The sequence below is a fragment of the Ulvibacterium sp. genome (assembly GCF_965248315.1).
Classification (GTDB): domain Bacteria; phylum Bacteroidota; class Bacteroidia; order Flavobacteriales; family Flavobacteriaceae; genus Ulvibacterium.
Genome location: NZ_CBDFIX010000002.1, coordinates 2,141,707 through 2,154,766 on the forward strand (window position 1 = coordinate 2,141,707; position 13,060 = coordinate 2,154,766).

A 13,060-nucleotide genomic window follows, 5' to 3' on the forward strand; every position below is an offset into this window, starting at 1 on the left:
GCTATTCAAAATGGGTATCCAGATTAATATAATCCAAAAATTCACGACGTGTTGCCTCTTCCTTAAATTTTCCACCATATTCCGCCGTTACCGTACTACTATCAACATCCCTGATCCCCCTAGAATTTACACAAAGATGTTTGGCATCTATTACACAGGCTACATCTTCCGTCCCCAACACATTTTGAAGCTCCTTCACGATTTGAATGTTCATCCGTTCCTGGACCTGCGGCCTTTTGGCATAATAGTCCACAATACGGTTCATTTTAGAAAGTCCCACTACCGTTCCGTTGGAAATATAGGCTACATGTGCCTTACCTACAATAGGCAATAAATGATGCTCACAGGTGGAGTAGAGGGTTATATTTTTTTCGACCAACATCTCTCCATATTTGTACTTGTTCTCAAACGTAGAGGATTTTGGCTTTCGATCGGGATGCAAACCACTAAAAATTTCATTGACGAACATTTTGGCAACCCTATTGGGCGTTCCTTTTAGGCTATCATCGTCAAGGTCGAGCCCCAAGGTGAGCATTATATCCCTAATGTTCTGCTGTATTCTTTCGATTTTTTCCCCATCTTCTAAAATAAAAGCGTCTTTCCGCAAAGGGGTTTCTTCGGAAGCGGAAACATGGTCGTCTCCCATCTCCTCAAAATGCTCTTCCAATGTGCTGTCCATTTTCATTTTGCCGTGGCTTGTTCGAAGCGCAAAGATATACATAAAATGGCACTTTACGCTCTATTTGTCCTTCTACACAACATAAATTAGTGTTAACACAAACCCCTTTTTAAATTTATAAATTCCAGAATTATACCTACCTATGAGATGTATTGTAGCCATCTTGGCCTTGGTCTTTTTTATGAGGGTTCAAAATGCTGTGGCTCAGGTTTCTCCGGATTGTAGCAATGCCATACCCATTTGTAACAACACCCCTGTAAACGGGGGTACCCATGGATTTGGTCTAGATGATTTCAATGGGGCCGCTACAAGCGGATGTTTGGAGGAAGCCCTGGTCGGAGCCATTGAATCCAACTCGGCTTGGTACCGTTTTAGAACAGGAGCCAGTGGGCAATTGGGAATAAACATCGGAATAGATAGTAGTGAAGATTGGGATTTTGCCCTATACCAAACCAATGATTGTAGCAATTTAGGCGATCCGATCCGGTGCAATTTTTTTGACAATCAAGACGCTAATACCTTTATAGGTATAGGGGAGGATCCTTCCGGAGATACCGCTAATGTGCAATATGAAGATTGGATTCAGGTAGCACCAGGGCAGGATTATTATCTACTCATCAATAATTTTAGCAACAACAACTCTGGATTTTCTATTCAATTCTCGGGGCAGATTTTTGTTACAAATCCCTATGATGCCTTGGATTGTTCCATTATTGACAACTTATTGGGACCTCCTATATCGGCTTGTGAAAACGATATCGTACAATTGGATGCAACTACTTCGAATGCAACAAATTATGAATGGTTTATGGATAGTGGAAGCGGTTTTCAGCTTATGTCCGGGGAGAACAATGCTATTTTGCAGGTGACCAATTCGGCACTATATAGGACCAGGGTCTCCTTGCCTTCCGGTAGTACAATAGTAAGTGAGGTACAGGTTTCATTTTCTGCCCTTCCTATGTCCTTTCCAATATCGGATGATACGATTTGTTCGGACTTGGGAGCGTATAACCTTTTCCAAAAGAATAACCAAGTATTGGGAAGTCAGGATCCACAGGAATTTCGGGTTAGTTATTATACGAGTTATTCCGATGCTGTGAATGGTTTAAATGTCCTTTCCGAACAATATATTCCGGGAATAGGGGCACAGACTATTTATGTTAGGGTCAGTTCTTTGGAGAACCCAAGATGTTTTGATGTGTCCCAGCAATTCCAATTAACGGTTTTGCAAACCCCGATTTTAGACTTTCCTACGGAGGTAGATATCTGTGAAAATAACTCCGGAATTGCTATCGGAGATCCATTTCCAAACGCGGCACTTCATTACATATGGGATTCCGGGGAAACCACCTCTTCTATTGTGGTATCGCAGGCCGGTACGTATACGCTGACCGCTACGAATTCTCAGAACGGCGAAGACTGCACAGGTTCGTTAACGGTTACGGTCAGAGTTTCGCGCCCACCCGAAATATCGGATGTTATTATAGAAGATTTGCAAAATAACAATTCCGTAACGGTAATCACCAATGTTGAAGGCGACTTTGAATACCGTTTGGATAATGGGGTGTACCAATCCACAAATGTATTTTCAGATGTACTTCCGGGAATGCATAGCGTTACAGTAAATAATCGATCCGGTTGTGGCGCCGTAACGGAAAATATAGTTGTTGTTGGCTTCCCTAAATTTTTCACGCCGAATGGGGACAATATAAATGATGATTGGCATATCATTGGAATATCAAACCTTCGAGACCCTATTGTTTCGATTTTTGACCGTTTTGGCAAGTTGCTAAAAAGTTTGGATTCCAATTCCACAAATTGGGATGGTCGGTTCAACGGCCGGGAAGTGCCATCATCGGATTACTGGTTTAAGCTTACCTACGTGGACGCTAACGGTGAACCAACAACTGCTAAATACATAAATAACCACTTCTCGTTACGTCGTTAAAGCTCTTGGACTTTCCACTTCTTAAGCAGTTCATCGATAAACGGCAGAAATCTTCGGCCAAAATATACTAAATCCAACCTATCCGAGTTATTCTTAGTGATTAATAGTGTAACGTAAGCCCCATACCCTATGCGAACACTTTTTTTTGCTATTTGTGCCCTATTTCTAACTACTTCGGAAATACAGGCACAAAACTCACCGGACTGTAGAACCGCTATTCCCGTATGTGCCGATCAAGGTCCTTTATTCTTTGAGGCGGACGGTAGTGGTGACATCGATGATTTTGATCCCGATGTCATTCGAAGATCAGGTTGTTTGGAAAAAGGAAGTGTGGCCTCCGCAAACATAGAAAACAATACTTCTTGGTTCGTATTTAGGGCCGGAACAGGAGGACGGGTCGGTTTTGATATTGAGGCCTTGCCCGTGGGGGGTTCGGGTACGGTAACCGCCGAGTGGGATTTTGCCGTTTATGGGCCCGATGTGGATTGCGCAGCCATAAGTAACGGTACTGCGGAACCTATTCGTTGTAACTATGAGGTAAACGACACAAATTTTACGGGAATTGGGGTAAATCCTGAAAATGGACAAGAAGGCGCTCCTTTTTTGGTAGGTAGCCAAAATACGTACGACGAGTGGTTAGATGTACAACCTGGAGAAATCTATTACATCCTTATCAATAATTTCAATACTAATTTTGATGGCGATCCAGAACCTTATTCTATTACGTTTACCGGTACATCCGTAGAGGATGACCAAAATACAGCGTTGGATTGTACATTGCGAGACGAATTTCTAGGATTGGACATCATCGCTTGTGAAGGTGACCCGGATATAACACTTAGTGCATTGAACTCTCCTGCAGGTGCCGATATTGCCAATGTAGCTTGGACGGTGGACTACGAAGATGACGGGGTAATTGACGATACCTTGACCGGTACCGGGCCGTTTGGTGCCGAATTAATTGTTGCCAGTCCGAACTCCGGGCGCTATTTCGCAGAAATTACTACAATTACGGGTACGCCACCAACTGTTGCCGATGTTGGCGGAATTCTTATTACGTTTTATGGGATTCCTGTTTTAGACCGGGTAGAGATTCTGGATACGAATTTATCCGAGGATCCCGACATGAACAACATTGAAATCTTTGTGGATGGGGACGGGGATTATGAATATGCCATTAATGGAGGCGAGTTTCAGGACGACCCGGTTTTTAGGGATATTCCGCCAGGCTTAAATACGTTGATCATCAATGACAAAAATGGATGTGGTACTACAGAACCTTTGGAGTTCCTAGTGGTAGGTTACCCCAAATTCTTTACACCAAATGGGGATGGAATTCATGATGCTTGGAACATACTTGGAATTGAGACGTTGACTGATCCAGCGGTATTTATATTTGACCGTTATGGAAAGCTTTTAAAACAATTGAATGCCGCTACAATCGGTTGGGACGGGACCTTTAATGGAAGGCCCATGCCTTCTTCGGATTATTGGTTTAGGTTTGAATACTCCGAGGACGAGGAAGGGTTGGTAGTAGCAAAGACCAGGAAAGCACATTTTACACTAAAGCGATAAAAAATGGCGGCCATTTGGCCGCCATAACTACTATTTATTAGTTCCTTATATTTCTTAAAAATTCAAGGTAAAGCCCAAGGTTACATTCGTATTTAATCGGTTTACTGCGGCCGGAGTCGTAAGGCCCGTATCAAAAAGAAATTCTGCCACGTCCCATTCCGTTCTGTTTACGGCAAGGTCAATTCTACTTGCACCAAAGCTATAACCAATACCACCAGATATTCCCTCCAGATCTCCTACAATATTTCCATCTTCATACGGACTTTGTTCAAAGCGGTATCCTCCCCTAAGGCTAAATCGCTCAATTCTATATTCCCCTCCGACCCTAAATGAGGAAACCGTACCCAATTGATTTGAAATATCCGTATTTACCACAGCAAAACTGGGGTCGTTGTCCGGTCTTAGCTCGGCTTGTGACATATCTTGATAGCCATAGTCAAAGCTTAGCAAACCGTTCTTCCCGAAAACCAGGGCCAAACTTCCGATAATCTTTCCTGGGGTTTTAATCCTATATACTTCAAAAAGATTAACTACATTGAAATTGATAAAGTTGATATCATCATCGGCAAGATCGGAGTTGATTCGTTGAGAAAGATCATCCGTCAATCGGTACCAAGTTGGGGACTGATAACTTCCTCCGATTCTTATGAACTCGTTTAATTTTGCTATAGCTCCCAAGCTGAACGAAAAGCCGGTACCCTCCGTGTGCAAAAGATTGTCAAAAGTAGTGAACTGGATTTCGGAATCTGCATCGTATCCATTTTCCGTAAATTGATCATATCTATCATATACCAAATTATGGAAATTCAGTGAAGCCCCTAGATAAAGAGTTTCCCGATATTGCGAAGCGACATTCAAGGTAAATCGACTATTATAACCCGAAGTACTTCTCAAAAATTCCTGATTAACGGAGCTATAGTCCGCATTACTTATATATGTAGTATTGGTATCTTCTAATTCTGCGGGATCTATTATTCCACCGTAATAGCCTAAAAACGCCTGCTGATCCCCAAAACCCTGTACAGCTCCTATGTCCAGATACGCTTCCTCCAAGAACTCTCCATCCTGTAATAATATTGAACCGAAAGGAACACCTTGTGCAAAGTCCAGGAAATAGTTGTCTATGCCCTGATTGCTGTCGCCGGCAACGAAAAATTCATTATCAAAATTCTCCACTACATCATAGTTGACTGCAAGCGAGAATTTTTTCCAGTCGGAATTGGCATCGGTGTTTTTAAAAACAAATACACCTCCTAATTGATTCAGGTCTATATCATGGGTTGTAGTTCCGCTTGTACCGTTAAAATAATTGGCCGTATTGTCCATGGTATAGTGTGTGCCGGAAACCGAGAACAAACTATTATTAAAAACCGCTGAACCTGCAGGATTGGTATTTAGGGCGGACAAATCTCCTCCAAGGGCCCCAAAGGCTCCTCCCATTCCCTGGAAACGGGCGGTCCCCTGAATATTTTCTGTACTATAGCGCAATACATCGCTGATGTTCTGGGCACTGGTTACTGCACATGCCAATAGCATGATGAAAGTTAAATGACTTTTCATGATTGAAAATTTAGTACTAAAGTTCTTGATGATTTTATGGGCTTAATTTCTTCTACCTCCACTACTTCTACCTGAAGACCTACCACCTCCCGATGATCTACCTCCGCCAGAGGACCTATACGATCCCCCCGAACTTCTATAGCTTCCCCCGGAGCTTCTGGAACTGCCACCGGAACGGTAGCTTCCGCTGCTCCTTGAGCTTGAACTCCGACTTCCTGAGGAACGATAACTTCCCGTTCTAGGTGATGAACTTCTATAGGATTGATTGCTTCTGGAGCTTGAACCTCTATAAGCACTGCTACTTCTTGTTCGATTTCCTGAACTATAGCCCGAACTCCTTGGTGCAGTAGTCCTGGCTCCGCTCCTATAGGTGCCGTTTCTAGCTGTTCCGTTTCTATAGCTTTGACTTCTAGAAGAGCTATTATACCTAGGCACGGCCCGAGTACTCCTACTGGTTCTATACGCTCTATTCCTGTCTACGCCCACGGTTCTTCTGGCCGTGGTTCCACTTCTATAACTTCTTGAATTTCGGGTTGTGCCATTTCGCGTCACAGCAGATCTAGATCTTGTCGTATTGCTTCTATATCTGGTGGACGTACCCCTATTCCTCACATTGGACGTCCTAGTTCGCAAATTACTTCTACCGGTACCGGCAATTGTATTTCTATTATAGTAGCCACGCCTACCTCTATTTAGGGCAAAGCTTCTATTACGACCATAGTAGCCGCCCCAACCCCAGTTGTTCCAGCCCCAGCCGTAGCCTCCAGCCCAACCCCAGTTGTTCCAGCCCCAGCCGCCTCCCCAGCCCCAACGGTTCCATCTCCATGGATTGTTCCAACCCCAACCCCAGGCGCCGCCCCAGCCCCAGCCGTTCCAGAGCCATGGGTCGTTCCAACCCCAACCAAAGCCTCCGCCCCAGCCCCAGGCACCGCCCCAGCCCCAGTTGTTGTCGTATATATTGATATTTACACTGGTGGCATTGTCTCCCCATCCTGCATAGCCCACATAATCATTATCGTTGTTGTCAAAATAATCTGTTAACCGATCCTGCTCGGCTATACTGTCGTTTTCAACAGTACTGCTATAGGAATCGATATCCGTAAAGATTTCACCTTCCAGAATTTCCTCCACTTCATCTGCCTTTCTTCCAAAATAATCCGCATAGGTGTTGTTCTCATTTTGTTTTTTGACCGATCTGCCTTGTCGAGGGTTTTTCTCAACAACGCGGACATTATCACTGGTATAAATACCATCATTATCGTAATAGGAAGCCTGTTGATAGGATCCACAGGAAACGACCAAAAAACCGATACTAATGGCAAAGGCCAAGGGGTATATTTTGTGGTGGGGTAGAGAACGTATCATCATAGTAATTTTAATTGTTGGACATATTAAAAATAACTAGTTTTACCGAGTTATTTTGCATACACATGCACAAGTTTTGTGCCAAACTACGGATAATGGGTAAAAATTTGACAAAGCGTAGCGATGATTATTCCAAATGGTATAATGAACTGGTCATTAAAGCTGATTTGGCCGAAAACTCTGGCGTAAGGGGATGTATGGTCATTAAACCCTATGGTTTTGCCATATGGGAAAAAATGCAGGCCGGCTTGGACAAGATGTTCAAAGAAACGGGGCATGAAAATGCCTATTTTCCCCTATTCATACCCAAATCGTATTTAAGCAAAGAGGCCAGTCATGTGGAGGGGTTTGCCAAAGAGTGCGCCGTAGTTACGCATTATAGATTAAAAAATGCTGAAGATGGCAGCGGAATCGTAGTAGATCCCGAGGCGCGTTTGGAGGAAGAGCTTATCGTAAGACCCACATCGGAAACCATTATTTGGGATACATATAGAAAATGGATTCAATCCTACAGGGATTTACCTCTTTTGATAAATCAATGGGCCAATGTGGTGCGATGGGAGATGCGGACACGATTGTTTTTGCGCACTGCCGAGTTTCTTTGGCAGGAGGGACATACAGCCCACGAAACCGAGAATGAAGCCATCGAAGAAGCGGAAAAAATAATGCACTTATATGCTGATTTTGTCGAGGGTCATATGGCCGTGCCGGTCATAAAAGGAATTAAAACCGAGAGTGAGCGCTTTGCCGGTGCCATAGAGACTTACTGTATTGAGGCGTTGATGCAAGATGGGAAGGCCCTTCAGGCAGGGACATCGCACTTTTTAGGGCAGAATTTTGCCAAGGCCTTTGACGTAAAATTTGCTACTAGGGATGGAAAACAAGAACATGTATGGGCCACATCTTGGGGGGTGTCCACCCGACTTATGGGAGCTTTGGTCATGACCCATAGTGATGATAACGGACTTGTACTCCCTCCAAAATTAGCACCTATCCAAGTTGTGATTGTACCAATTTATAAAGGGATACAGCAATTAGAGGCTATTTCCGAAAAAGTTGATCCACTGGTAAAAGAGTTGCGCAACAAGGGAATATCCGTGAAATTTGACAACCGGGATACCCATAAGCCGGGCTTTAAATTCAATGAGTATGAATTAAAGGGCGTTCCCGTACGTTTGGCCATTGGTCAGCGCGATATGGAAAATGATACCTATGAGGTAGCACGTAGGGATACTTTGGAAAAGGAGACCGTGCCAATGGATGAGGTGATTTCCAAAATAGAATTCTTGTTGGGAGATATCCAGAAAAACATTTATCAAAAAGCATTGGAATTTAGAACGGCACACATTACCGAGGTCGATTCCTATGACGAATTCCAAACCGTTCTCGAAGAAAAGGGAGGATTTGTTTTGGCACATTGGGACGGTACATTAGAAACCGAAGACCGTATTAAGGAAGAGACCAAGGCCACTATTCGTTGTATTCCAATTGACGCAAAAACGGAAGCAGGAAATTGTATGGTTACCGGTAAACCTTCCTCTAAAAGAGTACTGTTCGCCAAAGCCTATTGAAACAGGCAAAAAATAAGAATCCGTTGTTGTGATAGTTAAAAATAATTGTATTTTTGCACCCGCTTGAATGGTATTAATATCATAGAAGTTTGCATTTTTGCATGGTAATGGCCCGTTCGTCTAGGGGTTAGGACGCCAGGTTTTCATCCTGGTAACAGGGGTTCGATTCCCCTACGGGCTACAAGGTTTAATGGATACTGAACGGGGAATACTTAAAAACCGAATATTTTTAGTCTTCCTTTTTCAATAATTAGGCCCGTTCGTCTAGGGGTTAGGACGCCAGGTTTTCATCCTGGTAACAGGGGTTCGATTCCCCTACGGGCTACTTGAAAGCATGGGCATTGGCCCTTAAACATAATATAATATTTAAGATGGCAAATCATAAATCTGCATTAAAGAGGATTCGAAGGAACGAGGCGGTTCGTTTGAGAAATAGATATCAACACAAGACTACGCGTAACGCTATTAAGAAACTACGTGCCGAAGAGAAGAAAAAGGATGCCGAAGCCATGTTGCCGGGTGTTGTTAGCATGATCGATAGATTGGCCAAGCGCAACATCATTCATGCCAATAAGGCTGCCAATTTGAAGAGTAAGTTGGCCAAGCACGTGGCCGCCCTATAAAATTTCTAAAAAAAAGATTTAACAGAACGCCCTTTTGTAGGGCGTTTTTTGTTTCTGAAGTTTCCCCTAAATACTTTGCAAAAGGTCATAAAGACCTATATTCCCTTACAATTTCCAATTTTGGACCACATCTTTCCGAATCATTTATTTTTCGAATAGGATTTTTAATGCTTTTCCAAAACCATTTTTTGGAACCCAATTATGTTAAACTTTTTGTTGTGGAGGCAACTATTAACACATTTTTTAATCTATACTAAGAAATGAATTTAAAATATATACTATGAAAAAGCACCTCAAATCAAAAAGTATTCTTTTCCTTTTCTTGGTCGCGCTTATGGCTGCGTCCTGTTTAAGTGATGACAATGGTGGTATTCAAAGACCTCCAGAAAATATTGCTGATCTAGTTAAGACTATAGACGATTTATCGCTTTTGGAGTCGGCTTTGGAAAGAGCAGATTTGGTTTCCAGTTTAGAGGAATTGGGCTCTTTTACGCTCTTGGCACCTAATAATGCAGCTCTTACTACATTTTTGGAGGACAATGATTTTGCCGATATAGATGCCATACCCGTGGATGTTCTAAGGCAGGTCTTGTTAAACCATCTATTAGTCGGAGAGTTCCGCTCAACCAACCTAATAGATGTATCAGGGTACGTAAGAACATTTGCCGAAGCACCGGTAGCGGAGAACAGAATGAGTATGTACGTAGATGGAACGGACGGCATTGGTTTCAACAATGTGGCAAAAGTAGCTCCAGGAGGCAGGGATATTGCAGCTTCCAATGGCTCTATACATATTGTTGACGGGGTGATTGGGCTACCCACTTTGGCAACTTTTGTATTGGCGGATTCCAGTTTCAGGGAGTTGGAAACAGCCCTGACTTCGGCTACTCCTTCTGTGGATTACATTACAGTATTGTCGGATACGGGCTTACTTACTTTATTTGCACCATTGGATACGGCTTTTGACGCACTTTTATCTAGTAATCCGGATTGGAATTCCCTAGAAGACATAGATGAAGACTTGTTGAATTCGGTATTGGCACATCATGTTATTGGAGGAGCCAATATTGTCTCAACGGATATAGAGAACAATGAAGAATCCCCGTCTACCCTTGAAGGAGACACCCTTACCTTTACAGTAACCGGCAACAATGCTATATTGATTACCGATGGTAGCGGTAATACCGATACTACCATCACCGCGACTGACATTCAGGGTTCAAACGGAGTACTGCATGTCATTAATAGGGTAATGATTCCAAATACCGAAAACTAGGATACTCTTAAAAGGAAGAAAGTACAAGGGACGCCTTAGGGGTGTCCCTTCAATTAAAATTTTCATTTATATAGGTTATGGTCTGCTGTTGGGATAAAAAAGCAAAGTTTTTATAGCGATGATGAACATCCACTATTTCGTCCAAGGCCAATTTTACGAGCTCCGTATTATCCCATGATTTCAATGTGCCTACTACGGTTTCCAGACACCCCTTCTTGTAGGCAATTTGCCCAAGTACATGGATAAGCGTATTTCGGACACGAGAGGTTTCATCATGCTGTAGCTTTTCCAACAAGGGTAGCACATCTTGTGGATGGGTACGTCCTCTTAACTCGATGCCATGACAAATTTCCCGCCGTATTTCCTTGTCCGGGTGTTCGAGGTATTCTTTTGCCCATTTAAGTATGGGTATGGGATTCTTTGCTCCCATTTTCTTTAAGGAACCTATTACCGCATTTCGTACGGAATGGTGGTTATCAAATAAACCTATATCAAAAAAATACCGTACTATTTCAAAGTTTAGCATCCCGATTTCCCCTGCGGCATTTATGGTCGTTTGCCTCACCTTAGGACTATCGGACTTCAACAATGTATCAAGGATTTTCAGGATTTCTGCCTGTTTTTTTTCAGTAGTCTTATATAACTTACCAATGGACAGATATGCTGTTTTCCTAATATAAGTATCCTCATCTGAGAAATAAGTGCGAATCCCGTTCAATTGATAATTGGAAACGGCTTCGAAAATTTCCTTGTAGATGGTGTCCACCAATTGGGTGCGTTCCGATTTGGATAAATCATAAAAACCCATGCCAACTTATTTAATCCACTTAATTTACAAACAAAAAACCCGATGACATGCGCCATCGGGTCTAATCTTTTCAACTAAAAGCCTATTGGTTCATGGTCATCAAGAACTCCTCGTTGTTCTTGGTCTGCTTTATACGCTGTTCCAAAAATTCCATAGCTTCAATAGGATTCATGTCCGCTAGATATTTACGTAAGATCCACATGCGCTGAATGGAGTTTTCGTCCAATAAAAGATCATCCCTTCGGGTAGAAGAGGAAACCAAATCTATAGCCGGGAATATCCTACGGTTGGAAATACGCCTATCCAATTGCAGTTCCATATTACCTGTGCCCTTGAATTCCTCAAAGATCACTTCGTCCATCTTAGATCCCGTTTCCGTTAGGGCCGTGGCAATGATAGATAGAGATCCTCCTCCCTCAATATTACGGGCAGCTCCAAAGAAACGTTTGGGTTTGTGCAATGCATTGGCATCCACACCACCACTCAATACCTTTCCAGAAGCAGGTTGTACCGTGTTATAGGCACGCGCCAAGCGGGTAATAGAATCTAAAAGTATCACAACATCATGCCCACATTCTACCAAACGCTTTGCTTTTTCCAGCACAATATTGGCCACGCGCACGTGTTCCGTAGCTTCCTTATCAAAGGTAGAAGCCACCACTTCGCCCTGTACGTTACGTTGCATATCGGTAACTTCCTCGGGTCGTTCATCTATAAGTAATATGATTTGATATACTTCCGGATGGTTCGCGGCTATGGCATTGGCTATATCCTTGAGCAACATGGTTTTCCCAGTTTTGGGTTGGGATACGATCATACCGCGCTGCCCTTTGCCTATTGGGGAGAACAAGTCTATGATACGCGTGGAAATGTTGCTTTGTCGTTCGGCCAATTTGAATTTTTCCTGCGGGAACAAAGGGGTCAGGTGCTCAAAGGAAACCCGATCGCGGACCACTTGTGGGTCTATACCATTGATTTTGTTTACCTTGATCAAGGGGAAGTATTTTTCTCCTTCTTTTGGTGGGCGGACATTTCCTAAAACAGTATCTCCCGTCTTGAGACCGAATAATCGTATTTGCGATTGTGAAACATAAATATCGTCCGGGGAGGATAAATAGTTATAGTCCGAAGATCTTAGAAAACCGTAACCATCCTGCATAATGTCCAAAACCCCTTCGCTTTCAATAATACTATCAAATTCGAATTCGGGCTCTTTGTACCTGTTTTTCAGGTCCTTGTCAAAATTGCTAGTCCGTTTATCCTGGCCGTTTTTTTGATGGTGCGGGTTCTTTTTGTTTTGATTTTTATGTTGAGGAGCTCCTTTTTGTTGATCCTTTCTGGGTTGATTGCTATTCTTGTTTCTTTGTGGATTTTCGTGCTTGGTGTTCTCCGAAGAATTTTGAGGCGAATTCGATTGCTGCTCTTCTTTTGGTTTTTCTTGGGATACCCGCGCCCTTTTTGGTTTTTCGGCAGGGGCCGCTGCAGCAACTTCAGCAGTGGCTTTAGGATTGGAAGCTTGTAGGTCTAGGATTTGGTAGACCAAATCCAATTTTTTTAAAGTCTTAAATTTAGGTACGTTAAGTCCTTTTGCAATTTCCTGAAGCTCAGGAAGCTTTTTCGATTTTAAATCTGAAATCTCAAACATTAAGTAAAGT

Annotated in this window: 10 protein-coding genes and 2 tRNA genes; 7 read left to right on the forward strand and 5 right to left on the reverse strand. The window is 42.8% G+C overall.

Annotated features, from left to right (window positions below; all coding sequences use genetic code 11):
* Nucleotide 1: 1 nt before the first annotated feature.
* The gene (gene folE / locus ACP2AF_RS10805) at nucleotides 2-685 is read right to left on the reverse strand and encodes a GTP cyclohydrolase I FolE (RefSeq protein WP_425236168.1); all 684 of its coding nucleotides are present in this window, start codon (nucleotides 683-685) and stop codon (nucleotides 2-4) included.
* Between the two features lie 136 nt (nucleotides 686-821).
* Between folE and ACP2AF_RS10810 the strand changes: the two genes are divergently transcribed.
* On the forward strand, nucleotides 822-2,627 hold the full coding sequence (locus ACP2AF_RS10810) for a T9SS type B sorting domain-containing protein (RefSeq protein WP_425236169.1): 1,806 nt from the start codon (nucleotides 822-824) through the stop codon (nucleotides 2,625-2,627).
* 129 nt (nucleotides 2,628-2,756) lie between these two features.
* Nucleotides 2,757-4,202, forward strand: a complete 1,446-nt coding sequence (locus ACP2AF_RS10815; protein ID WP_425236170.1) for a T9SS type B sorting domain-containing protein — start codon at nucleotides 2,757-2,759, stop codon at nucleotides 4,200-4,202.
* A 54-nt stretch (nucleotides 4,203-4,256) separates the two neighbouring features.
* Here ACP2AF_RS10815 and ACP2AF_RS10820 read toward each other — a convergent pair whose 3' ends face one another.
* Together ACP2AF_RS10820 and ACP2AF_RS10825 are read right to left on the reverse strand one after the other, a co-directional pair.
* On the reverse strand, nucleotides 4,257-5,762 hold the full coding sequence (locus ACP2AF_RS10820) for an OmpP1/FadL family transporter (RefSeq protein WP_425236171.1): 1,506 nt from the start codon (nucleotides 5,760-5,762) through the stop codon (nucleotides 4,257-4,259).
* A 42-nt stretch (nucleotides 5,763-5,804) separates the two neighbouring features.
* On the reverse strand, nucleotides 5,805-7,130 hold the full coding sequence (locus tag ACP2AF_RS10825; protein WP_425236172.1) for a hypothetical protein: 1,326 nt from the start codon (nucleotides 7,128-7,130) through the stop codon (nucleotides 5,805-5,807).
* A 92-nt stretch (nucleotides 7,131-7,222) separates the two neighbouring features.
* Between ACP2AF_RS10825 and proS the strand changes: the two genes are divergently transcribed.
* The 5 genes from proS to ACP2AF_RS10850 all read left to right on the forward strand — a co-directional run bounded on the left by proS (nucleotide 7,223) and on the right by ACP2AF_RS10850 (nucleotide 10,597).
* The gene (gene proS, locus ACP2AF_RS10830; protein ID WP_425236173.1) at nucleotides 7,223-8,698 is read left to right on the forward strand and encodes a proline--tRNA ligase; all 1,476 of its coding nucleotides are present in this window, start codon (nucleotides 7,223-7,225) and stop codon (nucleotides 8,696-8,698) included.
* A 109-nt stretch (nucleotides 8,699-8,807) separates the two neighbouring features.
* Nucleotides 8,808-8,879 (forward strand) — tRNA-Glu (locus tag ACP2AF_RS10835).
* A 72-nt stretch (nucleotides 8,880-8,951) separates the two neighbouring features.
* A tRNA-Glu gene (locus tag ACP2AF_RS10840) sits at nucleotides 8,952-9,023 on the forward strand.
* Nucleotides 9,024-9,069: 46 nt separating this feature from the next.
* A complete protein-coding gene (rpsT, locus tag ACP2AF_RS10845; protein ID WP_282161243.1) occupies nucleotides 9,070-9,321 on the forward strand; it encodes a 30S ribosomal protein S20 in 252 nt (83 codons plus the stop codon).
* Nucleotides 9,322-9,601: 280 nt separating this feature from the next.
* Nucleotides 9,602-10,597, forward strand: coding sequence for a fasciclin domain-containing protein (locus ACP2AF_RS10850; protein WP_425236174.1), 996 nt, complete (start codon nucleotides 9,602-9,604; stop codon nucleotides 10,595-10,597).
* 49 nt (nucleotides 10,598-10,646) lie between these two features.
* On the opposite strand, the gene ACP2AF_RS10855 is transcribed toward ACP2AF_RS10850, so the two are convergent.
* Together ACP2AF_RS10855 and rho are read right to left on the reverse strand one after the other, a co-directional pair.
* The gene (locus ACP2AF_RS10855; RefSeq protein ID WP_425236175.1) at nucleotides 10,647-11,405 is read right to left on the reverse strand and encodes a HEAT repeat domain-containing protein; all 759 of its coding nucleotides are present in this window, start codon (nucleotides 11,403-11,405) and stop codon (nucleotides 10,647-10,649) included.
* A gap of 82 nt (nucleotides 11,406-11,487) precedes the next feature.
* Nucleotides 11,488-13,050 carry a transcription termination factor Rho gene (rho, locus tag ACP2AF_RS10860; protein ID WP_425236176.1) on the reverse strand — a complete coding sequence of 521 codons (1,563 nt, stop codon included), beginning with the start codon at nucleotides 13,048-13,050 and terminating at the stop codon, nucleotides 11,488-11,490.
* Nucleotides 13,051-13,060: the final 10 nt, after the last annotated feature.